Consider the following 19,885-nt stretch of genomic DNA (forward strand, 5'->3'; position numbering starts at 1 on the left):
CCCCTGGAAAACGTCGCAAACGTCGCAACGTCGGATCGGAGCAGTCATGGCGGACGTCCCCACACTGGTCGAGCAGGCCCGGGAGGGGCGGCCGCGCGCCGTCGCCCGGCTGATCTCCCTGGTGGAAGGGGCGTCCCCCCAACTGCGCGAGGTGATGGCGGCCCTGGCCCCCCTGACCGGCGGGGCCTACGTCGTCGGCCTCACCGGCTCGCCCGGCGTCGGCAAGTCGACCTCCACCTCGGCCCTGGTCAGCGCCTACCGCAAGGCCGGGAAGCGGGTCGGCGTGCTCGCCGTCGACCCCTCCTCGCCCTTCTCGGGCGGCGCCCTGCTCGGCGACCGCGTACGGATGTCCGACCACGCCTCCGACCCCGGCGTCTACATCCGCTCCATGGCCACCCGGGGCCACCTCGGCGGCCTGGCCTGGGCCGCCCCCCAGGCCATCCGCGTCCTCGACGCCGCCGGCTGCGACGTGATCCTCGTGGAGACCGTCGGCGTCGGCCAGTCCGAGGTCGAGATCGCCTCCCAGGCCGACACCAGCGTGGTGCTGCTCGCCCCCGGGATGGGCGACGGCATCCAGGCCGCCAAGGCCGGGATCCTGGAGATCGGCGACGTCTACGTCGTGAACAAGGCCGACCGCGACGGGGCCGACGCCACGGCCCGCGAGCTGAACCACATGCTCGGCCTCGGCGAGGCCCGCGGCCCCGGCGACTGGCGGCCCCCCATCGTCAAGACCGTCGCGGCCCGCGGCCAGGGCACGGACGAGCTGGTCGAGGCCCTGGAGAAGCACCGCGCCTGGATGGAGGAGCACGGCGTGCTCGCCGAGCGCCGCATCGCCCGCGCGGCCCGCGAGGTGGAGACGATCGCCGTCACCGCCCTCCGCGCACGCATCGGCGACCTCCACGGCGACCGCCGCCTTGACGCCCTGGCGGAACGCATCGTGAGCGGCGGCCTCGACCCGTACGCGGCGGCGGACGAATTGATCGCGGGCATCACGGAGGGCTGATACCGGCGGTCGGCGAGCGGCCTCCGCCACCTCGCGTGACGCCTGTGACAGGATGACTCCATGTCTTCCAACGTCTTCTTCGATATCACCATTGACGGCGAGGCCGCGGGCCGTATCGTCTTCAAGCTGCACGACGACGTCGTTCCCAACACGGCGAAGAACTTCCGTGAGCTCGCCACCGGCCAGCACGGCTTCGGTTACGAGGGTTCGAGCTTCCACCGGGTCATCCCGGACTTCATGCTGCAGGGCGGCGACTTCACCGCCGGCAACGGCACGGGCGGCAAGAGCATCTACGGCGAGAAGTTCGCCGACGAGAACTTCCAGCTCAAGCACAGCAAGCCGGGTCTGCTCTCCATGGCGAACGCCGGGAAGAACACCAACGGCTCGCAGTTCTTCATCACCACCGTCGTCACCCCGTGGCTGGACGGCAAGCACGTCGTCTTCGGCGAGGTCGTCGAGGGCATGGACCTGGTGAAGAAGATCGAGTCCCTGGGCACCCACTCGGGCTCGACCCGCGCGAAGATCACCATCGCGAAGTCCGGGATCGTGGCGTAACGACGCCCGCACCCCGACAACGCCGAAGGGCCGGCCGGTACGGATCATCCGTACCGGCCGGCCCTTCGGCTATTGGAAGCGCCTACCCCTGCGCCTCCTGGAGCTCCTTCTCCCGCTGGGTGCGTGCCACCCGGCCGCGGACGAGGAACCAGCCGCCGACCAGCGCCGCCCCGATCAGCGGCAGGCACAGGACCGTGGTGCGGCTCGCGCCCGGCTCGGAGGCCATCAGGCCGAGCACACCGGCCAGGAAGACCAGCGTGACGATCTGGGTGTACGGGGCCCACGGCAGGCGGTAGCCGGGGCGGGTGACCCGGCCGTCCTTGGAGCGGTACCAGAACAGCAGCGAGCAGAGCATGATCATGCCCCAGGTGCCGATGATGCCGATCGCCGCGAAGTTCAGGACGATCTCGAACGCGTCCTTGGGAACGACGAAGTTCAGGCCGACGCCGAGGACACAGAAGAAGGCGGTCAGCAGGATGCCGCCGTAGGGCACTTGGCCCTTGTTCATCCGGCCGGTGAACTTCGGCGCGGAGCCGGACATCGCCATCGAGCGCAGGATGCGGCCGGTGGAGTAGAGGCCGGAGTTCAGGCTGGAGAGGGCCGCGGTGAGCACGACGAGGTTCATCACGCCGGCCGCGTACGGCACACCGATCTTGGACAGGACGGTGACGAACGGGCTCTCGTCGCCGGTGAACGAGGTGTACGGGAGCAGCAGCGCGAGGAGGATCACCGAGCCGACGTAGAAGATGCCGACGCGCCACATGATCGAGTTGATCGCCTTCGGCATGATCTTCTCGGGGTTCTTGGTCTCGCCCGCCGCGACGCCGCACAGCTCGACCGAGGCGTAGGCGAAGACGACACCCTGGATGACCATCAGCATGGGCATCACACCGGTGGGGAAGACGCCGCCGTTGTTGAGGATGTTGCCCAGGCCCGGGGTGTGACCGCCCACGTCGTGCTGGGACATCAGCAGGAAGATGCCGATGACCATGAAGGCCATCAGTGCGGCGACCTTGATGATCGCGAACCAGAACTCCATCTCGCCGAAGTACTTCACCGAGATCAGGTTCACGGTGAGGACGACCGCGAGGGCTATCAGGGCGATCACCCACTGCGGCAGGCTGCTGAACATCCCCCAGTAGTGGGTGTACGTGGCGACCGCGGTGATGTCGGCGATGCCGGTGGTGGCCCAGTTGAGGAAGTAGAGCCAGCCGGCGGTGTACGCGCCCTTCTCGCCCATGAACTCGCGGGCGTAGCTGACGAACGCGCCGGAGGAGGGGCGGTAGAGGACGAGCTCACCGAGGGCCCGCACGACGAAGAAGGCGAAGACGCCGCACACCGCGTAGGCGATGAAGAGGGAGGGGCCGGCGCTGGCGAGGCGGCCGCCCGCGCCGAGGAAGAGGCCGGTGCCGATCGCTCCGCCGATGGCGATCATGTTGACGTGCCGGGACTTGAGGTCCTTGCTGTAGCCCGCGTCACCGGCGTCGACGTGCGGGGACGCCGTTGCCGTGACGGCCGTTTCGGGCCGGGTGTCGCCCGCGGTGAGCGTGCGGTCACTCATAGAGGTATCGCCTTCATTGGGGGGAGCGGGGCCGGGGCCTTGTCTCGGGGAGTCCCGCGGTGCGGCCGCTGTGGGGGAGCGGAGCCGGGGGCCGCCCGGAGGGGCGGGGTTTCCGGTCCTGGCCGGTGTGCCGGCCGAGCAGGCCTTGCGGTGAATGGTGTGAGCCGCGCACTCCGGACGTCAAGAGTTTGTGAAGATTTGATTTTCGACCGTACTCGGGGTAAGGGCTTGCGCGGGTCAGGGGTGATTGGCTAATGGGCCGCTTACAGGTTTTATGTGCCGAGGGTGATTTCCCGGGTGGCCTTGATGTGTGGATCGCCTTGTCGCCTACGGGAGTTCACCGGCTCCCGGATCATGGCGGCGCGTGCGGGGCCGCCGAAAGTCGTGGATCACGGGCCGGAATGTGGAGAAGAACACTTACCCGCGGCCGGAATGTGTTCCACGCCGCCCGGAGTGGAAATGGAAAGGCGCTTCCACTCCCATTTATGTGTATGTGGCAATGCATCCAATGCGGGCGGCGCGCGGACCGCGCCGCTGACCGGGGAAGATAGGTGCATGACAGAGATCCGCACCCCCCGCCTCCTCCTGCGCCGCTGGCACGACGACGACCTCGCGCCCATGGCGGACATCAACGCCGACCCTCAGGTCATGCGGTGGGTCGGTGACGGCGCCGTGCGCGACCTGGAGCAGACGGCGGAGGACATCGAGCGCTGGGAGGAGGAGTGGGACGACGAGGGCTTCGGTCTCTTCGCCGTCGAGCTCCTCGGCTCGGGCGAGCTGATCGGGTTCACGGGCCTGACCGTGCCGGAGTTCCTGCCGGAGGCGCGTTCCGAGGTGTCGATCTGCTGGCGGCTCGGCTCCCAGTTCTGGGGTCAGGGGTACGCCTCCGAGGCCGCGCAGGCCACGCTGGAGTTCGCGCTCACGGACCGCGGCCTGGACCGCGTCATCAGCATCAGCCGCCTGGGCGACGACGCCTCCGAGAACGTCATCCGCAAGCTCGGCATGGAACCGGAGCGCGAGACCGCGCACCCGGAGTACGGCCACGCGCTGAGCGTCCACGCCATCGACCTCACGGAGTACCAGGCGTAACGGGCCGGGCGCCGCCGGAGCCGTCCGCTGTCGGACTTGAGTTCTCCAGGGCGCCCGGTGGGGGTCATTGTGGGCGGCCCGGGAATGGCCAACGCGTCACCGGGCAGCCTGAGTTGGCCTTTGTTCGTGCTCCTTGGGAGGGCTGATGGCCAAGCGATTCGGACTTCTTGTCCTGGTCGGCATCATGATGATCTTCGGGACGACGGGGGTGTCCTACGTCAAGGACGGCTCCCGCACCCCGGACGGGATCTCGCTCCCCGAGGCCGGTGGTCTCCCCGGCGCCGGGGAAGTGGGCGTCGTCACCGTCTGAATCCGTCAACGGCGACGTATCGCCCGAAACCGCTCCACCGTCCGGAGCACCTGTCACACAACGCTCATACAGATCGGCCAACCGCGCCCCCCGGCGCGGCCGTCTCTGACGGCAACACCGATTTGCAGGAGCGTTTCGAACCTTGGGCACGAGACAGCGGCACGCACGCGGTAAGCGGTTCATCGACTACCCGCGACACGGCAGAGCCGGCATTCGCCGATGGCTGCCGTCGTGGCGGCAGTTGCTGAGCACGTTCGTGCTGGGCGTCGGAGCGCTGGCCGGACTGTTCGCGTGGGTGTACGCGAGCGTGGACATTCCCGACGAGAACGCGGCCGCCGTCCAGGAGGCGAACACCTATTACTGGGCGGACGGCACCCAGATGGTCAGCATCGGCAAGGTGAACCGCAATATCGTGCGGCTCTCCGATGTGCCCGAGTCCGTGCAGAACGCGGTGATAGCGGCGGAGAACGAGACGTTCTACAGCGACCGGGGAGTATCGCCGAAGGGCATATTCCGGGCCATCGTCAGCACCGCGCAGGGGCAGGAGACGCAGGGCGGTTCGACGATCACCCAGCAGTACGTGAAGAACACGTACCTCTCCCAGGAGCAGACCGTCACCCGCAAGGCCAAGGAGTTCATCATCTCGCTCAAGGTCGACCGGACCAAGAGCAAGAAGGAAGTGCTCCAGGGCTATCTGAACACCAGCTGGTTCGGCCGGGGCGCGTACGGAATAGACGCAGCCGCCCAGGCGTATTACGGCATTCCCGCCAGGAAACTCGACCCGAGCCAAGGCGCGCTGCTTGCCTCGCTGTTGAAGGGCGCCGAGCTCTACGACCCCTCCACCAGCGCCAACAACCACAAGCGGGCCGAGGAACGCTGGAAGTGGATCCTCGACCGGCAGGTCAAGACCGGCCGGATGTCCCAGGAGGAGCGGGAGAAGTACCGGACCTTCCCCGAGCCCCACAAGCAGTCCATGGCCACCAACCTCGGCGGCCAGACCGGCTATCTCGTCGACGTCGCCAACAAATACATCAAGTCGCACTCGATGCTGACCGATCAGGACCTGGCCCACGGCGGCTACAAGATTCACACCACATTCGACAAGAACCGGGTCCAGGAACTGACCAAGTCGGTGCAGGGCGTGCTGGACAAGAACATCGACCCCAAGAAGCGTCCGGCCGACGAGGACGTCCAGGTGGGCGCCGCCTCCGTACGCCCCTCCGACGGCGCGATCCTCGCTCTTTACGGCGGTCCCGACGCGACCAAGCACTTCACCAACAACGCCGATACCTCCGGCGTCCCGGTCGGCTCCGCGTTCAAGCCGTTCGTCCTCGCCGCTGCCCTCCAGCACGGTGCGGAGACAAAGGGCGGAGACCGCAAGGACGTACAGCCCGACAGCTTCTACGGCAACGACGGCACCCTGCAGAATCCGTCGGCGGATTCACAGCCCGACGACTCCCACCCCAGCCTCCGCCAGGCCCTCGCCAAGGGCGGCAACGCCACTTACGTACGGCTCGGCAAAGAAGTGGGACTCGACGAGGTGCGGGACACTGCCATCCGCTCCGGCCTGCTCAAGGACAGCATGGCCAAGCCGGACGATTCCTTTTCCGTCGGCACGTCCACCCCCAGCACGATCCGCATGGCCGGCGCGTACGGCACATTCGCCAATCAGGGCCTGCAGAACGACCCCTATTCGGTGACCAAGCTTCTCAAGGACGGCCAGCCGGTCGGCGGCTTCGAGAGCCGGGCCAAGGCGCGGCACGCGCTGCCCAAGGCAGTGGCGAAGGACGTCTCCGACGCGCTGGGCGGAGCGGGCCGCACCGGCGACCAGGACCGGCTGAGGTCCGCCTGGTATGTCGGCTATACGAAGGAGGTCTCCACAGCGGTGACCATGTTCCGGATGAAGCCCGAGGACGGGAAGCTGCTGCCGATGTCGGACGTGGGCGGTGACACCTCGCAGCGGGGCAACGGCTTCCCGGAACAGATCTGGGCCGATTACACGGCCGCGGCGCGGCCCGCGTCCTGACCGGCGGCGGCCACCCGCCGCCCTTCGTCCGCGGCGGCCCGGCGCAGCACCGCGGCCAGCTCGTCGGGGCAGGAGAGCATCGGCCAGTGCCCGGTGGCGAGTTCGAAGTAGCTCCACCGGGGCTCGGCGAGCTCCCGGAAGCGCGGGTCTCCCGACGCCACCAGGGCCTCGACCATCTCGATGCCCGGCCCGCCCGCCGTGCAGAAGACACCGGTCATCGGCATTTCGTCGGTCCCGCCGGAGAGCCGCAGTGGTTGGGTGAACGTGCCCAGCGGCTGCGGAGCGGCGAGGCTGTTGAGCCGCACGAGTGCTTCCTCGGACACTCCCACGACGTTCGCCCAGTTCCGCGACTCCTCCAGCGACGGCGGCATCATCCGCCAGCCCTCCTCGGCCTGTTCGGCCCGGAGCAGCATCCGGTCGCGGGTCGCCTCGTCGGGCATCTGCTCCCGCACCTGGCCGAGCATCGAGTAGCCGTCCTGCGGCAGGGGCGCGTCCACATAGACGATCCGGGAGACCCGCTCCGGGCGCCGGTCGGCGGCGCCCAGAGCCGGATAGCTGCCGTAGCAGTGGGCCACCAGCACCACCTCCGGCGCGTCCACGTGGTCGATCAGCTGCACCAGATCCTCGATGTGCGTCTCCAGATCCGTCCCCGGCCCGGCCAGATGGCGGCGGTCGCCCATGCCGGTGAGCGTCGCCTCGTACGCCTCGGCCCCCGTCTCCCTCAGCCGGTCGGCCACTTCCCGCCACAGCCAGCCGCCCATGTGTGTGCCCGGTACCAGCACGAACGCCGTCATGACTGCCTCCTCGTGTCGCTCGGTGCGCACGACCACCCCCGTGGGCCGTGCGCGCTGACCAGTACGGTAGGAACTCCCCCTGAGGGAGGTTCAAGCCTTGTTGCCCGACGACATGTGGAGCATCGGAGAGCTCGCCGAGAGCGCGGGTGTCACCGTCAAGACGGTGCGCTTCTACTCCGACCGCGGTCTGCTGCCCGAGGCCGTCCGCAGCGGCGGCGGCCACCGCCGCTACGGCCCGGAGGCGCTCGACCGGCTCCGCCTGATCCGCTCGCTGCGCGCGCTCGACCTGCCGGTCCCGGAAGTGGGCCGCGTCCTGGAGAAGGAGGACGTGCTGGAAGACGTCGTCGCCGGGAAGCTGCGGGAGCTCGGCTCACAACTGGCCGCCCTGCGCTGGCGGGAGGCCGCCCTCCAACTGCTCCAGGACTGCACGCCCGGGGAGCGCACCGACCGGCTGCGCCTCATCGGCGCGGTGACCAGCCCGCCCAGCACGGCCGGTCTCACCCGGTTCTGGCGGGGCTGGCTGCCCCCGCGGCTCCCGGCCCGGCTGGTCTCCGCGATCATCGAAGAGGCGGTACCGCAACCGCCCGCCGAGCCGACCCCGGCCCAAGTGCTGGCCTTCGCCCGGCTGCACGCCTTCGTCTCCCGCCCCTGCCGGGGCGACTCCGACCGCGGCCAGCCCGAGGTCCACCAGCCGGGCAAGGGCTACCGCCCGGCCGTGCTCTACGACGGCCTCGTCGAGGCGTACGCGCTGGCGTCGGCGGACGTACGCTCGCGGCGCCCACCGAGCGAGGGCGAGGCACTCGACTGCTTCGTCTCCGCCCACGCGAGCGCGCGCGGCGCACGGGACACTCCGGACTTCCGCCGCGAACTCGGCGTCCAGCTGGCCACGGAGCCGCGCATCGACCACTACTGGCGCCTCGTCGCCGAAGTGAACGCCTCACAGAACCCGACGCCGGGCGCGACCGACAATTGGCTGCGGGCGGCTCTGGGGGCCTAGCGGCAGTGGTTTATGAAGTCGGCCCAGGCGGTGGTGGGTACGGCGAGTTGGGGGCCGTTGGTGCGCTTCGAGTCGCGTATGTGGACAGCGTGGGGGCTTGCTGCGATTTCGACGCACTCACCGCCGGCGCCGCCGCTGTGGCTGGACTTGAGCCAAGGGAAAGCGACTTCGACGCATTCCGCGCCTTCGGTGTCGCTGTGGCTGGACTTGAACCATGCCGACTCGTTGATCGTCATTCCTCCGCCAACTTCCTGATGTACTCTGCCGAATCCTCGATATTGAGGGCCTGCGCACGGAGCATGCCGTAGCGCTCAGTGAGGGCGCTGACTTTTTCGGGTTCCGAGAGCAGATTGCTGGTTGCCTGACCTTCCGAGTAGGCGTACCGATCGTGCTCGGAGGTCTCCAGCAGCACCAGGGACCCGTTGAGGCAGTCGTGAACGCCGTGGCTGGCAGGAAGGACCTGGATGGACACATTGCGGAGTTCGCCGACCTCCAGCAGGTAGTGCAGCTGCCTCCTCATCCCGGCCGGCCCGCCGACGCCGGTGCGCAACGCGGCCTCGTAGATGACGAAGGTAAAGAGCACGGCCGGGCTTTGAGCCAGCCGCCCTTGGCGATGCAGGCGAGATGCCAGCCGCTCCTCGATGGTCTCTTCGTTCGTGGGCGGGTAGTGGCTGCGGAGCAGGGCCCGCGCGTACTCCTCGGTCTGGAGCAGTCCTGGGATGAGCAGTGGTTGGTATGAATGCTCGGCGACTGCCCTGGACTCCGCCTCCAGGAAGGCGAGCACGCGCGAAGGCGCCTTGTCCGGCTGCAAATACACATACGCAGCCTTCAACTTCCCCTGCGCACCGCACATATCGTCCGCGATCTCCAGAACCCGGAGGGTCGGACGCCGTCGGCCCTGCTCCATCGACTTGATCGTCTCGGGGCCGTACCCCGCCTCCGCCGCCAACTCCTCGCGGCTGACCCCCGCTTCCGTGCGCCACAGTTTCATCTGGTTTCCGCAGTACCGCCATGCCATCGGTGGCTGGGTGGTCTCACCCGTCATCGCAACTCCGCCTTTCCCTACTCCTGTCGGTAGCAAGGGAGGCTAGGGCGGGCAAGCGTCGAACACGTCGGGTTCGAATCGGATTCCGCACGCACGGGTGACGGAAGAGCGGGGCCCCGCGCGTACGCGAGGGCCCCGCCGGGGAGTTGTCAGACGCGGCCGCGCGTGGAGCGCAGATGTTGCGCCACGGGGGCCAGGGAGCCGTACAGCGCCTTGAGGTCCGAATCGGCGAGCAGGTCGATGAAGTGTTCCCGCACGGAGGCGACATGGTGGGGGGCCACCTTGCGCATCGTCTCCCAGCCCTGTTCGGTGAGGACGGCGTACAGGCCGCGGCGGTCGGACTCGCAGTTCTCGCGGCGGACGAGGCCCGCGTTCTCCATCCGGGTGATCTGGTGGGAGAGCCGGCTCTTGGACTGCAGGGTGGCCGTGGCGAGGTCGCTCATCCGCATCCGGTGGTCCTCGGACTCCGAGAGGTTCACCAGGATCTCGTAGTCGTTGTTGGTCAGGCCGAAGGGCTGGAGGTCCCTTTCGAGCTGATGCATCAGCAGCCGGCTGACATCCAGATGGGCGCGCCAGGCGCGCTGTTCCTCTTCGCTGAGCCAGCGAGTGCCGTTCTCGGTGTCCATAGACATAGAGGAATTCTACCTAAGAAAGTTGAAAACTTAACCAGTATGGGTGCGGGACGCGAGGTCAGGCGTTCGACGTCACACTCCGCAGGGTACCGCTCACAGCCCGAAGCGGCGCTGGAGGTCCCCTAGCTGGCCGGGCATGCGGGGCATAGATGGCTGATTATGCGGGCTTGCGGGCGGGACGCCGTCCTGCTCGGAGGTCTCGCCGGTCGGGATTTCCTCCATCAGCTGCTCCGTGGACTGGAGCAGCACCGTGCCGGCGCCGACGAACTCGAATTGGTGCTCTTCGCCCGACGTGCCGCCGAACCCGGTCCAGGCCCGTACGCCGCCGAGCACGCCCCGCAGGTACTGGTGGTCGTAGTGGTGGCAGGGGGAGGGGCAGTCGGCCCAGCCGACGAGGGCCTGGGGGTCGACGCGGATCGGGGGTTCGGCGAAGACGACGGGGCCGTTGGAGGCGGCCACGAATTTGCCGGTGCCGATCAGGGTCAGGAATCCCGGGACGATCGACTGCTTCAGGGACAGCGAGGGCTGGAAGGCCAGCAGATTGCCCGAGCGGACGGTGAGGTTGCCGTCCTCGAGGTCGTAGGAATTGACGTCGAAGGAGCGGTCCGCGAGCAGCATCCTGCCCCGGCCCTCGGCGACGACCCAGTCCGCGGCGTGCATGGGGCTGTGGAAGCTGGTGCGGATCAGCGCGTCCAGATAGCCGTGGCCGATGCCGTGGAATTCGATGCGCCCGTAATAGGCGATCATCTTGCCCTTTTGCAGGAACCACTGGCCGTCGAGGTCCACGCTGAAGGCGTACGGATTGACGTTGTCGTCGACCGGGAGCGTATTCGCGTCGTAGATGACGGGGCCGTTCACAGCTTCTCCTCCGACGCCTGTACGTACACCGTGCCCTGGCCCGAGAGTTCGAGCTGGAAGGCCTCTCCGGACCCGCGTCCGATCATTTCGCGCCAGCCGATGGCGGTGGACAGCTTGTTGCGTACGTCGCCGCGGTGGGCGACGTACGCCTGCGGGTCGACGTGGACGGGGCGCTGCGGGGTGATGGGCAGCTCGATGAAGCCGCCGTGCGCCATGACCGCGACGTCGCCCTTACCCTTGAGCGTCGTGGTGAACAGCCCCTGCCCGGTGACCTGGCCGCGGACCATGCCCATGACGCCGCCCTGCGAGCCCATGAACATCGTGCCCTGCTGGAGGGAGCCGTCGAAGGCGAGGAGGCGGTCGGCCTCCACGTAGAGGGTCTCGCCGTTGAGCTCTATGACGTGGATGTGGTGGCCGCCGTGGCCGAACATCACCGTGCCGTCGCCCTCCACGGTCATCAGGGGCGTGGCCTCGTTGGCGATGCGACGGCCGATCATGCCCATGACGCCGCCCTGGCCGCCGGTGATGCTGGGCGTGAAGGTGACGTCGCCCTTGTAGGCGAGCATCGCGCCGCGCTGGCTGAACATCCGCTGCCCGGGGGTGACCCGGGCCTCGGCCATGCGCGAGTTGAGGAGGCGGAAGGGCATCAGAGGTCACCGCCGATCGTGTTGCGCTCGCTGGGCTGTACGTACACCAGGCCGTCGCCCTCGAAGCGGATCTGGAACGCCTCGCCCGAGCCCTCGCCGATGAAGGTCCGGAAGTTCACGCCCGACTGGAAGTGCTGCTTGAGCCGGCCGGTGTGGGCGATGTACGCGCCGGGGTCGACCTGGAGCGGCATGTCCGGCGCCACGCGCAGGACGATCGCCGAGCCGTCGGACATGATCGCCGCCTGGCCCGTGCCCTCGACGGTCGTCGTGAAGAGGCCGTTGCCCTGCGAGGCGCCGCGCAGGCCGGTGAACGTGGTGCCCGTGCGCAGGCCGCCGTCCGTGCAGAGCAGATTGCTGGACTCCACATAGAGGGTCTCGCCGCGCAGGGTCACGAGGTTGATCTCGCTCGCACGGTCGGCGAAATAGCAGGTGCCGCGCCCCTTCACCTCCATGACCGCCATCTGTTCGCCGGTGAGCCTGCGGGTGACCATGCCGCGCAGGCCGTCACCGCCACCGGTCATCTTCTTGAACGACATCTCGCCCTCGTACGCGACCATCGCGCCGTTCTTGGCCTTGACCGTGTCCCCGGAGAGATCGACGGCGAGAACTTTGCTCCCTTGGAGCCGAAACTGAGCCACGCCCCGACGCTAGCGGCAGCCCGCACCCCTCCGACAGGGCCTTGGTCCCTGAACGGACCCGGATCCGGTGATCGACAACGCGGCTGCAAGAATGGCTGCCACGCTTGTGAATACCCTCACAAGCTGTAGTCGTCCCGATACGTCCCGAACCCGAAGGTGCCCCCGTGGACATCAAGACCGCCTCCGCCCTGCGCCGGCTCCGCCTGGTCTCCGCCCCGGAGGCCGTTTCCTTCCTCGTGCTGCTCGTCTGCTCGGTCCTCAAGCGGACCACGGACTTCAACGCCGTTCCGGTGATGGGCGCGGTCCACGCGGTCCTCTTCATCATCTACGTGATCTTCTGGGTCGACGCCTGGAACAAGACCAAGTGGAGCGTGAAGACCGCCGCCCTCTACTTCATCCTCTCCGTCCTCCCCACCGGCGGCTTCTTCGCCGAGCGGATGCTGCGCCGCGAGGCCGAGGCGAGCGTCATCGCCGCCCGCGCCCGCAAGGAAGGTACGGTCAACGCATGATCGTCGCCTTTTCCGTCTCCCCGGTCGGTGCGGGTGAGGACGTCGGTGAGTACGTGGCGGACGCGGTGCGCGTCGTCCGCGAGTCCGGCCTGCCCAACCGCACGGACGCGATGTTCACATCCATCGAGGGCGAGTGGGACGAGGTCATGGACGTGATCAAGCGCGCGGTCGCGGCGGTCGAGGCGCGCTGCGGCCGGGTCTCGCTGGTCCTGAAGGCGGACATCCGCCCGGGCGTCACGAACGGCCTCACGTCGAAGGTCGAAACGGTGGAGCGCTACCTCTCCGAGGGGTGACCGGTTCTTTCGACCAGGGCCCGGTCCGGGGCGCGCTCGCGCCCGGGGCCGGGCCTTTTGCTGTTGTCGGCGGCCTCACTCACGCTCCAGGCCGAGCCGTGCGCGTACGGCTTCGTGCGGAATGCCGACCGCCGCGCCGGCGGCCCGGCGTTCCCGGTAGCGGGCCAGGGCGGCGGCGTCCTCGTACTGCGCCTTGAGCGGCGCGAGGTCGGGTTCGCCGAAGCGTGCGCGCAGGGTGTGGAACGCCGTGACCTTGTCCTCTCCGAATTTCCGCAGGTGCGAGGCGTAGGCGTCGGCGTCGAGGAACTTCGGGGGCGTGGACTTGGTGTGGAACTTGTCCGCGTACATCACCAGTTGTTCCTCGGTGCTCTCGGCCAGATAGTCGGCCACGGGCACGGGCAGCTTGTGCTCCCGGATGTCGTGCCGGGTGAGACCGACCCCTGTGTGGCACGAACAGAAGCGGCTCAGGCGCTCCGGGAAACCTTCCCGGCGGAGGATCTCGTGGCCGAGCACCCCGTGGCGGATGTAGTTGCCGTGGTCGAGCCGCCCGGCGCGGTCGTACAGCCGATAGACGCCGATGTCGTGGAGCAGGGCGCCCGTTCGCACGAGGTCGGCGTCGAGCCCGTGATCGGTCCGGGCCATGAGCTGCTCCGCGATCCGGCAGACGATCTCGCAGTGGGTGTGGACGAGATCGAAGGCCGCCTGGGAGGGCGCGTACTTCTCGTGCAGTGCGCGTACGTCCTGGGCCGTCGGCAGGGTCATCGTGGCAGCGTAACGTGGGAGGCGGATCCTCCTGACGCGGTCACGACCCCGTCGGGGCCGTCTCCGGGCGGCGGTTGGTGCTCACTGCTTCGAGGTAGTCGCCTATCGCGTCCCGGTTGCGGATCAGGCACGAGATGCGGTCGGTGATCCGGTCGCGTTCGTGGGTCAGAGTCGCGAGCATCTCCGGGGTCGCGTCGGCGAAGTGGATGATCCGGGGCTTGTCCAGGCACGGCAGGATCTGTTTGATGATCCTGGTCGGCAGCCCCGCGTCGAGCAGGCCGCGGATCTGCATGACCCGGTCGACGTTGGACTCGTCGTAGTCTCGGTAGCCGTTGGGCGTGCGATCGGTGACGATCAGCCCCTGCTCCTCGTAGTAGCGCAGCAGCCGGCGCGGCGTGCCGGTGCGGTCCGACAGCTCTCCGATGCGCATGTGATCGACCTCATAGCCCGTCGCGTTGACCCTCACATAGGTGTGAAGGTTCGAGCATCCTGTGCATGGCAACGACCCAGACGCAACCCTCCGTCGGCCCCCGCACCCGAACCCACGGCCAAGACGACCGAAAACTGCCCCTGTCGGCGCTGCTCGCGCTCGCCACGGCCGTGTTCATCACCAGCCTGACCGAGACCCTGCCCGCGGGTCTGCTGCCCGCGATGAGCGCCGACCTGCACGTAGGGGAGTCCGCGGCCGGGCAGACGGTGACCGTCTACGCGATCGGCACCGCTCTCACGGCGATCCCCCTGACCGCCGCCACCGCGGCGTGGCGGCGCAAGCGGCTCCTGCTGACGGCGATGGCCGGGTTCGCCGCCGCCAACACGGTCACGGCGCTCTCCGCGAACTACCCGCTGACCATGGCGGCCCGGTTCGTCGCCGGGGTGGCCGCGGGCCTGGCCTGGGCGCTGCTCGCGGGGTACGCCCGGCGCCTCGCGCCCGTACACCTCCAGGGCAAGGCGATCGCGATCGCCATGTCCGGCATCCCGCTCGCCCTGGCGCTCGGCGTGCCCGCCGGGACCTTCCTCGGCAAGGCGACCGGCTGGCAGGTGGCGTTCCTCGCCATGACCGCGCTGACCGTCGCCCTGCTCGCGTGGATCACCGCGGTCGTCCCGGACCACCCGGGGCAGCGCCAGGACGGCGGAACTCCCATGCTGCGGGCCCTCCGTGTGCCCGGCGTGACGCCCGTCCTGTTCGTCACCCTGGTCTTCGTGCTGGCCCACACCATCCTCTACACCTTCATCGCCACCTACCTCGACCGCATCGGCATGGGCGGCTCCACCGACCTCGTACTCCTGGTCTTCGGCGGCGCCTCCCTGCTGAGCATCTGGATAGTCGGCGCACAGATCAACCGCCGCCTGCGCGCCCTCACCATCGCCGGCACCCTCCTGATCGCCGTGGCGGCCGCCGTCCTGGCCGTCCTCTCCACCAGCCCGGTCATGGTCTACGTCGCGGTGACGCTGTGGGGGCTCGGCTGGGGCGGCGCGCCCACGATCCTTCAGACGGCCGCGGGCGACGCGGGCGGTGAACAGGCCGACGCCGCACAGGCGATGCTGGTCACGCTCTGGAACGTGGCGATGGCCGGCGGCGGAGTGCTCGGCGGCGTCCTGCTCGGCCTGGTGGGAGCGGCGGCCTTCCCCTGGAGCGTGCTCGTCCTCCTGGCCCCGGTGCTGATCGTGGTGCTCGCGGCCCGAAAGCACGGCTTCCCGGCCCGCCGCCCGGGGTCGCGCTCCTGAACGGGCGGGTGTTTCCGCCACGTTGTCCTCACGCGCCGGACGGGCTGGAGTCTTCAGCCCGTCCGGCCTTTTGCGTCCGGTGGCGGCGTATTGGTGCGGCGCCGTTGCGCCTACAGCGGGGCGCCCTGCGGGCGCGTCCTCAAGCGCCGGACGGGCTGGGGTGTCGGAACCTGAGCCGGGACGGGCACCGTGAGGGAGGCCGCCCCGGCCCCGCGTCGTCAGCGCTCGGAAGGCGTGCGGCGGCGGGCCGTCAGGACCAGGGCCGCGCCTGCCGCGAGGGCGGCGGCGGTGCCGCCGATCGCCCAGGGGGTGGCGGAACCCGCGCCGGTGGAGGCGAGTTCGGTGGTGTCGTCGGCGGGCTTGGGCGCGTTGTCGGACGCGGTCGCGGGCTGGACGGTGGCCGGCTTCTGCTGGTCGCCGGTGGCGGGCTGGTCGACCTTGGCGTCCTGCTTGTCGTCCTTGGCCGCGTCCTTGCCGTTGTCGCTCTTGTCCTTCTCTTCCTTCTCGGCGTCGGCCTTGTCCTTGTCGGCCTTCTCCTTGGCCGCGGCCGCATCCGCCTCGTCCTTGGCGCGGGCCTCGTACTGGCCGACGTCGAGGAAGTGCCGGAGGGCCTCGGGGCTGTCGTCCTTCAGTGCCGCATAGGCCGCTGCCCTCACATGGGAGCCATGAGCCGCACCGCTTGAGACCTGAGTGACGCGCATTCGCAGGTCCGTCAGGCGGGCGAAGTGCTGGCCGTCCTCCAGGAAGCGCACGCGGTCCTCGGGGGTGCCGTTGAGGGCTGCCTGCGCGGCTTCGTAGAGCGTCGGGCCGGCGCCGTTGAGCATCTTGAGGATGGCGAAGAAGTTGTCCTTGTCGGCCTTCGCGGCCTGCTTCTCCGCGGAGTCGTCCTTCGCGGGCTCCTTGACCGGCTCCTTGACGGGCTCCTTCGTCGGCTCCTTCGCGGGCTTGTCCTTCGCGCCCGCGTCCGGCTTCGTTTCCGGAGTGGTCTCCGCCGCCTTGTCGGGCGTGGAAGCGGTCGTGGCCGGAACGGTGTCGGCGGCGACCGCCGGGGAGGAGAACAGAACCGCCGGGGCGATCGCGGCAGCCGCGAACACGGCGGAGACTCGGGCCAACTTCATGCGCTGCACCAACTTTTTCTCAGGAAAATGCAAAACTTCCCGGTCATCCTATGTTGGGCTTGACGTCCTCTTTACTCGCACTCCTCTTTCGCAGTGCCAGCCAGCCGACCACCAGCAGCAGCACCCAGACGCCCATCACATACAGCGCGACCCTGCTGTCGGAACTCCACGCGATGAGCACCGTCACGAAGGCGAAGAAGGCGAGCGCGAGCCAATTCGTATAAGGCGCGCCGGGCATGCGATAGGGCGAGCGCTCCGCGCGGCCCGCAGCGACCGCGCGTCGGTAGCGCATGTGCGTCACCAGAATGATGCTCCAGACGAGGATCGCGCCGCCGGTGGAGACCGAGGTGATGTACGTGAACGCGTGCTCGGGGTCGATCGCGTTGATGAGTACGCCCGCTCCCATGGTCACCGCCGAGACCGCAAGTGCCTGTGCGGGCACGCCCCGGACCGTCAGCCTGGACAGCGACTTGGGCGCGTGGCCGTTGACCGAGGCCGTACGCAGCATGCGCGCCGTCGAGTAGAGGCCGCCCGCGTTGCAGGAGGAGAGAGCCGCGGTGAGCACGATGAAATTGACGATTCCCGCCGCCGCCGGAATTCCGATCTTGGCGAAGGCCGCGACGAACGGGCTGACGCCCGGGTGGAATTCGGTCCAGCTCACCACCGAAAGGATCACCAGCAGGGTGCCGATGTAGAACAGGCCGAAGCGCAGCGGAAGGCTGTTGATCGCCCGCGGGATGTTCTTCTGGGGGTCCTCCGCCTCACCGGCGGTGACACCGACGAGTTCCACACCGAGATAGGCGAACAGCACGATCTGGAGGGTCATCAGGGAGTCGTGCACGCCATTGGGGGCGATGCCGCCGTCCTGCCACAGGTGGGTCACCGAGGCGGTTTTCCCGACGTCGCCGAAACCGATGAGGAGCACCCCGAGCCCGATGAGGATCATCGCGACGATCGCGACGACCTTGACCAGCGCGAACCAGAATTCGAGCTCACCGAACGCCTTCACCGAGATGAGGTTGACGGCGAGCAGGATGACGAGGGCCACCAGGGCCGTCTGCCATTGCGCGATCCCGGGATACCAGTACTTCACGTACTGTCCGGCCGCGGTGATCTCTGCCATGCCGGTCGTGACCCACATGATCCAGTACGTCCACGCCGTGGCGTATCCCCAGAACGGTCCGAGGAACTCCCGCGCGTATTCCGCGAAACTGCCCGACACGGGCTTGTGGGTGAGCAGTTCGCCGAGCGCGCGCATGACGAAGAGGAGCACGACGCCCGCGACGGCGTACCAGATGATGAGGCTGGGACCGGCCTGGGATATCGCGGTACCGGCACCGAGGAAGAGACCCGTCCCGATCGTGCCGCCGATGGCGATCATCTGAATCTGACGGGACCCCAGCCCGCGCTTGTAGCCCTCGGGGGAGTCGCCCTCAGCGGCGCTGTGCGCGCCTTTCGCTGCGGTTTCGCCTGATGTCGGTGGCTGCATGCACGGAGCCCTTCTCGTACGGATCTTGGGCTCGCGACATTAGGTAGCGACGGCGCCGGCGACAAGTGGCTTTGGGCTCCGCGAGGGCTCCGCCGGGGGGTGCGGAAATCCAGCCCGTGGGGGCACCTCCCAGCGGTAGCTGGGGGAGTTTGAGGACGCTCCCGAAGGGAGCTCCCGCCGCAGGCGGCAACGGCGGGACAGCCGGGGGTCCGGGGCACGAGCCCCGGTTTCGGGAAGGGGCGGGGCCGGGGAGCAAGCCCGCACCGTGGCCCTGGCGGGCATGGGCCTGGGCATCGCGCTCGCGGGCGCCGCGGCCGAATTCGTCCCGGTGCACGACGTGGTGGCCGGGGCGGGCGTGCTCGGCACGGTGGCGGCGGGGCCGGTGATACGGAGTGTCGTACGCTCTCGGCCCAGCAAGTGATCTTCAAGGCCCGAAGGGGAACGCGGATGTTCGGTGGGAGCAAGCGGAGCGAGCAGGTCGTCGTCATCCGGGATTCGCAGGCGATCGCCGAGGCCGTGCGCGAGGCGCTGGCCGGCGCGGGCGCGGAGCTGCGGCCGGGGCTGGAACTGGCCGCCGAGCTGATCGCCCGGCATGCGGAGCGCCCCGAGCACGAGGTGCGGGCCGAGTGGGCGCGCGGCATCCTCGCCGAGGCGGGCGTCGACGCCCGCGAGCGGGAGGTGCACGCCGTGAAGGCGCTGCGCCAGGCGCGGCCGGGCCTGGGCCTGGCACAGGCGGTGCAGCTGGTGCGCGATGTGCAGACCACGGCGGAGCAGGCAGAGCAAGCCGAGTAGGGGCCCCGCCAGGCCGGTCCCGGAAGGTGAGATGACGGGGCCCACGATATGACCTGACGGTAGGCTCGACGCGTGCCGAAGCCGCTCAGTCTCTCCTTCGATCCCATCGCCCGAGCCGACGAGCTCTGGAAGCAGCGCTGGGGATCCGTGCCGTCCATGGCCGCGATCACCTCGATCATGCGCGCCCACCAGATCCTGCTCGGCCAGGTCGACGCGGTCGTCAAGCCGTACGGGCTGACCTTCGCGCGCTACGAGGCGCTGGTGCTGCTCACCTTCAGCCGGGCCGGCGAGCTGCCGATGTCCAAGATCGGCGAGCGACTGATGGTGCACCCGACCTCGGTGACCAACACCGTCGACCGGCTGGTGGTCTCCGGCCTCGTCGCCAAGCGGCCCAACCCCAACGACGGGCGCGGCACGCTCGCCTCGATCACCGAGAAGGGGCGGCAGGTCGTCGAGGACGCCACCCGCGATCTGATGGCGATGGACTTCGGGCTCGGGGTGTACGACGCGGACGAGTGCGGCGCGATCTTCGAGATGCTGCGGCCGCTGCGGGTCGCGGCGGAGGACTTCGAAGGGGATTCCGCCGGGGACCGGGCGGACGATCTCACGGACGGGTGACACCTTCCGGCGCGCGCCGGGGGTGGCGAAGATCGCCCCGGATCGGGCGGTTACGCTCGTGGGCATGAAACAAAGCGTGCTGACCCGCTACCGCGTCTTGGCGTACATCACGGGTGTGCTGCTGATCCTCCTGACGATCGGCATGATCGCCAAGTACGGGCTGGACATGGACGTCTCGGGTCCGGTCCGCGTCGTCGCCATCGCGCACGGCTGGCTCTACGTCCTCTACCTGGTCTTCGCCTTCGACATGGCTTCCAAGGCCAAGTGGCCGTTCGGCCGCCTGGTGTGGGTGCTGGTCGCCGGCACCATCCCGACGGCCGCCTTCTTCGTCGAGCGCAAGGCCACCCGCGACCTGGAGCCGCTCGTCGCGGAAGCCGCCGCGACCGCCTGATCCTCGCGCGCCGGCCCTCACGCCACGCGGCAC

At 68.9% G+C, this 19,885-nt stretch carries 25 protein-coding genes; 13 read left to right on the top strand and 12 right to left on the bottom strand.

Annotated elements, in window-relative coordinates; all coding sequences use genetic code 11:
• Positions 1-46: 46 nt before the first annotated feature.
• On the top strand, positions 47-1,003 hold the full coding sequence (gene meaB / locus ABD269_RS20995) for a methylmalonyl Co-A mutase-associated GTPase MeaB (RefSeq protein WP_344119934.1): 957 nt from the start codon (positions 47-49) through the stop codon (positions 1,001-1,003).
• Positions 1,004-1,063: 60 nt separating this feature from the next.
• Positions 1,064-1,558 carry a peptidylprolyl isomerase gene (locus ABD269_RS21000; RefSeq protein WP_344119936.1) on the top strand — a complete coding sequence of 165 codons (495 nt, stop codon included), beginning with the start codon at positions 1,064-1,066 and terminating at the stop codon, positions 1,556-1,558.
• 82 nt (positions 1,559-1,640) lie between these two features.
• Here the strand turns inward: ABD269_RS21000 and ABD269_RS21005 are convergent, their stop codons facing one another.
• Entirely contained in the window at positions 1,641-3,119 is a 1,479-nt protein-coding gene (locus tag ABD269_RS21005) for an amino acid permease (protein WP_344119938.1), read from the bottom strand.
• Between the two features lie 555 nt (positions 3,120-3,674).
• Here ABD269_RS21005 and ABD269_RS21010 point away from each other — a divergent pair.
• The 3 genes from ABD269_RS21010 (at position 3,675) to ABD269_RS21020 (ending at position 6,544) form a co-directional block, all read left to right on the top strand.
• On the top strand, positions 3,675-4,208 hold the full coding sequence (locus ABD269_RS21010) for a GNAT family N-acetyltransferase (protein ID WP_344119940.1): 534 nt from the start codon (positions 3,675-3,677) through the stop codon (positions 4,206-4,208).
• Positions 4,209-4,353: 145 nt separating this feature from the next.
• Positions 4,354-4,518, top strand: coding sequence for a hypothetical protein (locus tag ABD269_RS21015; RefSeq protein ID WP_344119943.1), 165 nt, complete (start codon positions 4,354-4,356; stop codon positions 4,516-4,518).
• A gap of 142 nt (positions 4,519-4,660) precedes the next feature.
• Positions 4,661-6,544, top strand: coding sequence for a transglycosylase domain-containing protein (locus ABD269_RS21020; protein ID WP_344119945.1), 1,884 nt, complete (start codon positions 4,661-4,663; stop codon positions 6,542-6,544).
• On the opposite strand, the gene ABD269_RS21025 is transcribed toward ABD269_RS21020, so the two are convergent.
• Positions 6,514-7,338, bottom strand: coding sequence for an alpha/beta fold hydrolase (locus ABD269_RS21025; protein WP_344119947.1), 825 nt, complete (start codon positions 7,336-7,338; stop codon positions 6,514-6,516). The genes ABD269_RS21020 and ABD269_RS21025 overlap by 31 nt on opposite strands.
• A 112-nt stretch (positions 7,339-7,450) precedes the next feature.
• On the opposite strand from ABD269_RS21025, the gene ABD269_RS21030 reads away from it, so the two are divergent.
• The gene (locus ABD269_RS21030) at positions 7,451-8,335 is read left to right on the top strand and encodes a helix-turn-helix domain-containing protein (protein ID WP_344120287.1); all 885 of its coding nucleotides are present in this window, start codon (positions 7,451-7,453) and stop codon (positions 8,333-8,335) included.
• Here the strand turns inward: ABD269_RS21030 and ABD269_RS21035 are convergent.
• The 6 genes from ABD269_RS21035 to ABD269_RS21060 form a co-directional block, all read right to left on the bottom strand.
• On the bottom strand, positions 8,332-8,571 hold the full coding sequence (locus ABD269_RS21035; protein WP_344119949.1) for a DUF397 domain-containing protein: 240 nt from the start codon (positions 8,569-8,571) through the stop codon (positions 8,332-8,334). The genes ABD269_RS21030 and ABD269_RS21035 overlap by 4 nt on opposite strands.
• Entirely contained in the window at positions 8,568-9,380 is an 813-nt protein-coding gene (locus ABD269_RS21040; RefSeq protein WP_344119951.1) for a helix-turn-helix domain-containing protein, read from the bottom strand. The genes ABD269_RS21035 and ABD269_RS21040 overlap by 4 nt, the downstream gene beginning before the upstream one ends.
• A 149-nt stretch (positions 9,381-9,529) precedes the next feature.
• Positions 9,530-10,006, bottom strand: a complete 477-nt coding sequence (locus ABD269_RS21045; RefSeq protein WP_301894314.1) for a MarR family winged helix-turn-helix transcriptional regulator — start codon at positions 10,004-10,006, stop codon at positions 9,530-9,532.
• Between the two features lie 99 nt (positions 10,007-10,105).
• The gene (locus ABD269_RS21050; protein ID WP_344119953.1) at positions 10,106-10,870 is read right to left on the bottom strand and encodes an AIM24 family protein; all 765 of its coding nucleotides are present in this window, start codon (positions 10,868-10,870) and stop codon (positions 10,106-10,108) included.
• A complete protein-coding gene (locus tag ABD269_RS21055; RefSeq protein WP_301892247.1) occupies positions 10,867-11,517 on the bottom strand; it encodes an AIM24 family protein in 651 nt (216 codons plus the stop codon). Before ABD269_RS21055 ends, ABD269_RS21050 begins: the two co-directional genes overlap by 4 nt.
• Positions 11,517-12,155 (bottom strand): AIM24 family protein, encoded by a 639-nt coding sequence (locus ABD269_RS21060; RefSeq protein WP_116213948.1) that lies wholly within the window; start codon positions 12,153-12,155, stop codon positions 11,517-11,519. The genes ABD269_RS21055 and ABD269_RS21060 overlap by 1 nt, the downstream gene beginning before the upstream one ends.
• Before the next feature lie 164 nt (positions 12,156-12,319).
• Here ABD269_RS21060 and ABD269_RS21065 point away from each other — a divergent pair, with 164 nt between their 5' ends.
• Positions 12,320-12,664 carry a DUF3817 domain-containing protein gene (locus ABD269_RS21065; RefSeq protein ID WP_116213949.1) on the top strand — a complete coding sequence of 115 codons (345 nt, stop codon included), beginning with the start codon at positions 12,320-12,322 and terminating at the stop codon, positions 12,662-12,664.
• Entirely contained in the window at positions 12,661-12,957 is a 297-nt protein-coding gene (locus ABD269_RS21070) for an MTH1187 family thiamine-binding protein (protein WP_116213950.1), read from the top strand. Before ABD269_RS21065 ends, ABD269_RS21070 begins: the two co-directional genes overlap by 4 nt.
• Positions 12,958-13,032: 75 nt before the next feature.
• On the opposite strand, the gene ABD269_RS21075 is transcribed toward ABD269_RS21070, so the two are convergent.
• Both ABD269_RS21075 and ABD269_RS21080 read right to left on the bottom strand, forming a co-directional pair.
• Complete coding sequence (locus ABD269_RS21075) at positions 13,033-13,719, bottom strand: HDIG domain-containing metalloprotein (protein ID WP_344119958.1); 687 nt, start codon at positions 13,717-13,719, stop codon at positions 13,033-13,035.
• Positions 13,720-13,759: 40 nt separating this feature from the next.
• On the bottom strand, positions 13,760-14,149 hold the full coding sequence (locus ABD269_RS21080; RefSeq protein ID WP_344119960.1) for a MerR family transcriptional regulator: 390 nt from the start codon (positions 14,147-14,149) through the stop codon (positions 13,760-13,762).
• Between the two features lie 65 nt (positions 14,150-14,214).
• Here ABD269_RS21080 and ABD269_RS21085 point away from each other — a divergent pair, with 65 nt between their 5' ends.
• A complete protein-coding gene (locus ABD269_RS21085; protein WP_344119962.1) occupies positions 14,215-15,444 on the top strand; it encodes an MFS transporter in 1,230 nt (409 codons plus the stop codon).
• A gap of 218 nt (positions 15,445-15,662) precedes the next feature.
• On the opposite strand, the gene ABD269_RS21090 is transcribed toward ABD269_RS21085, so the two are convergent.
• The gene (locus ABD269_RS21090; protein ID WP_344119964.1) at positions 15,663-16,562 is read right to left on the bottom strand and encodes an ALF repeat-containing protein; all 900 of its coding nucleotides are present in this window, start codon (positions 16,560-16,562) and stop codon (positions 15,663-15,665) included.
• Between the two features lie 43 nt (positions 16,563-16,605).
• Positions 16,606-18,051: an amino acid permease gene (locus ABD269_RS21095; protein WP_344119966.1), complete on the bottom strand. Its 1,446-nt coding sequence runs from the start codon at positions 18,049-18,051 to the stop codon at positions 16,606-16,608.
• Between the two features lie 265 nt (positions 18,052-18,316).
• On the opposite strand from ABD269_RS21095, the gene ABD269_RS21100 reads away from it, so the two are divergent.
• The 4 genes from ABD269_RS21100 to ABD269_RS21115 all read left to right on the top strand — a co-directional run bounded on the left by ABD269_RS21100 (position 18,317) and on the right by ABD269_RS21115 (position 19,852).
• Positions 18,317-18,472, top strand: a complete 156-nt coding sequence (locus ABD269_RS21100) for a hypothetical protein (RefSeq protein WP_344119968.1) — start codon at positions 18,317-18,319, stop codon at positions 18,470-18,472.
• Positions 18,473-18,498: 26 nt separating this feature from the next.
• The gene (locus tag ABD269_RS21105) at positions 18,499-18,843 is read left to right on the top strand and encodes a hypothetical protein (RefSeq protein WP_344119970.1); all 345 of its coding nucleotides are present in this window, start codon (positions 18,499-18,501) and stop codon (positions 18,841-18,843) included.
• A gap of 72 nt (positions 18,844-18,915) precedes the next feature.
• Entirely contained in the window at positions 18,916-19,461 is a 546-nt protein-coding gene (locus tag ABD269_RS21110) for a MarR family winged helix-turn-helix transcriptional regulator (protein WP_344119972.1), read from the top strand.
• Positions 19,462-19,525: 64 nt separating this feature from the next.
• Entirely contained in the window at positions 19,526-19,852 is a 327-nt protein-coding gene (locus ABD269_RS21115; RefSeq protein ID WP_116215928.1) for a DUF3817 domain-containing protein, read from the top strand.
• Positions 19,853-19,885 lie beyond the last annotated feature (33 nt).

Source organism: Streptomyces blastmyceticus (assembly GCF_039521185.1).
Taxonomy (GTDB): domain Bacteria; phylum Actinomycetota; class Actinomycetes; order Streptomycetales; family Streptomycetaceae; genus Streptomyces; species Streptomyces blastmyceticus.

Excerpts from the sequence above, each read along its gene's own strand:
- ABD269_RS21095 (WP_344119966.1), bottom strand. The coding sequence starts at position 18,051 with ATGCAGCCACCGACATCAGGCGAAACCGCAGCGAAAGGCGCGCACAGC.
- ABD269_RS21015 (WP_344119943.1), top strand. The coding sequence starts at position 4,354 with ATGGCCAAGCGATTCGGACTTCTTGTCCTGGTCGGCATCATGATGATC.
- ABD269_RS21105 (WP_344119970.1), top strand. The coding sequence starts at position 18,499 with ATGTTCGGTGGGAGCAAGCGGAGCGAGCAGGTCGTCGTCATCCGGGAT.
- ABD269_RS21005 (WP_344119938.1), bottom strand. The coding sequence starts at position 3,119 with ATGAGTGACCGCACGCTCACCGCGGGCGACACCCGGCCCGAAACGGCC.
- meaB (WP_344119934.1), top strand. The coding sequence starts at position 47 with ATGGCGGACGTCCCCACACTGGTCGAGCAGGCCCGGGAGGGGCGGCCG.
- ABD269_RS21040 (WP_344119951.1), bottom strand. The coding sequence starts at position 9,380 with ATGACGGGTGAGACCACCCAGCCACCGATGGCATGGCGGTACTGCGGA.
- ABD269_RS21115 (WP_116215928.1), top strand. The coding sequence starts at position 19,526 with ATGAAACAAAGCGTGCTGACCCGCTACCGCGTCTTGGCGTACATCACG.
- ABD269_RS21035 (WP_344119949.1), bottom strand. The coding sequence starts at position 8,571 with ATGACGATCAACGAGTCGGCATGGTTCAAGTCCAGCCACAGCGACACC.
- ABD269_RS21085 (WP_344119962.1), top strand. The coding sequence starts at position 14,215 with ATGGCAACGACCCAGACGCAACCCTCCGTCGGCCCCCGCACCCGAACC.
- ABD269_RS21090 (WP_344119964.1), bottom strand. The coding sequence starts at position 16,562 with ATGAAGTTGGCCCGAGTCTCCGCCGTGTTCGCGGCTGCCGCGATCGCC.
- ABD269_RS21070 (WP_116213950.1), top strand. The coding sequence starts at position 12,661 with ATGATCGTCGCCTTTTCCGTCTCCCCGGTCGGTGCGGGTGAGGACGTC.
- ABD269_RS21030 (WP_344120287.1), top strand. The coding sequence starts at position 7,451 with ATGTGGAGCATCGGAGAGCTCGCCGAGAGCGCGGGTGTCACCGTCAAG.
- ABD269_RS21010 (WP_344119940.1), top strand. The coding sequence starts at position 3,675 with ATGACAGAGATCCGCACCCCCCGCCTCCTCCTGCGCCGCTGGCACGAC.
- ABD269_RS21045 (WP_301894314.1), bottom strand. The coding sequence starts at position 10,006 with ATGGACACCGAGAACGGCACTCGCTGGCTCAGCGAAGAGGAACAGCGC.
- ABD269_RS21075 (WP_344119958.1), bottom strand. The coding sequence starts at position 13,719 with ATGACCCTGCCGACGGCCCAGGACGTACGCGCACTGCACGAGAAGTAC.
- ABD269_RS21055 (WP_301892247.1), bottom strand. The coding sequence starts at position 11,517 with ATGCCCTTCCGCCTCCTCAACTCGCGCATGGCCGAGGCCCGGGTCACC.
- ABD269_RS21080 (WP_344119960.1), bottom strand. The coding sequence starts at position 14,149 with ATGCGCATCGGAGAGCTGTCGGACCGCACCGGCACGCCGCGCCGGCTG.
- ABD269_RS21000 (WP_344119936.1), top strand. The coding sequence starts at position 1,064 with ATGTCTTCCAACGTCTTCTTCGATATCACCATTGACGGCGAGGCCGCG.
- ABD269_RS21025 (WP_344119947.1), bottom strand. The coding sequence starts at position 7,338 with ATGACGGCGTTCGTGCTGGTACCGGGCACACACATGGGCGGCTGGCTG.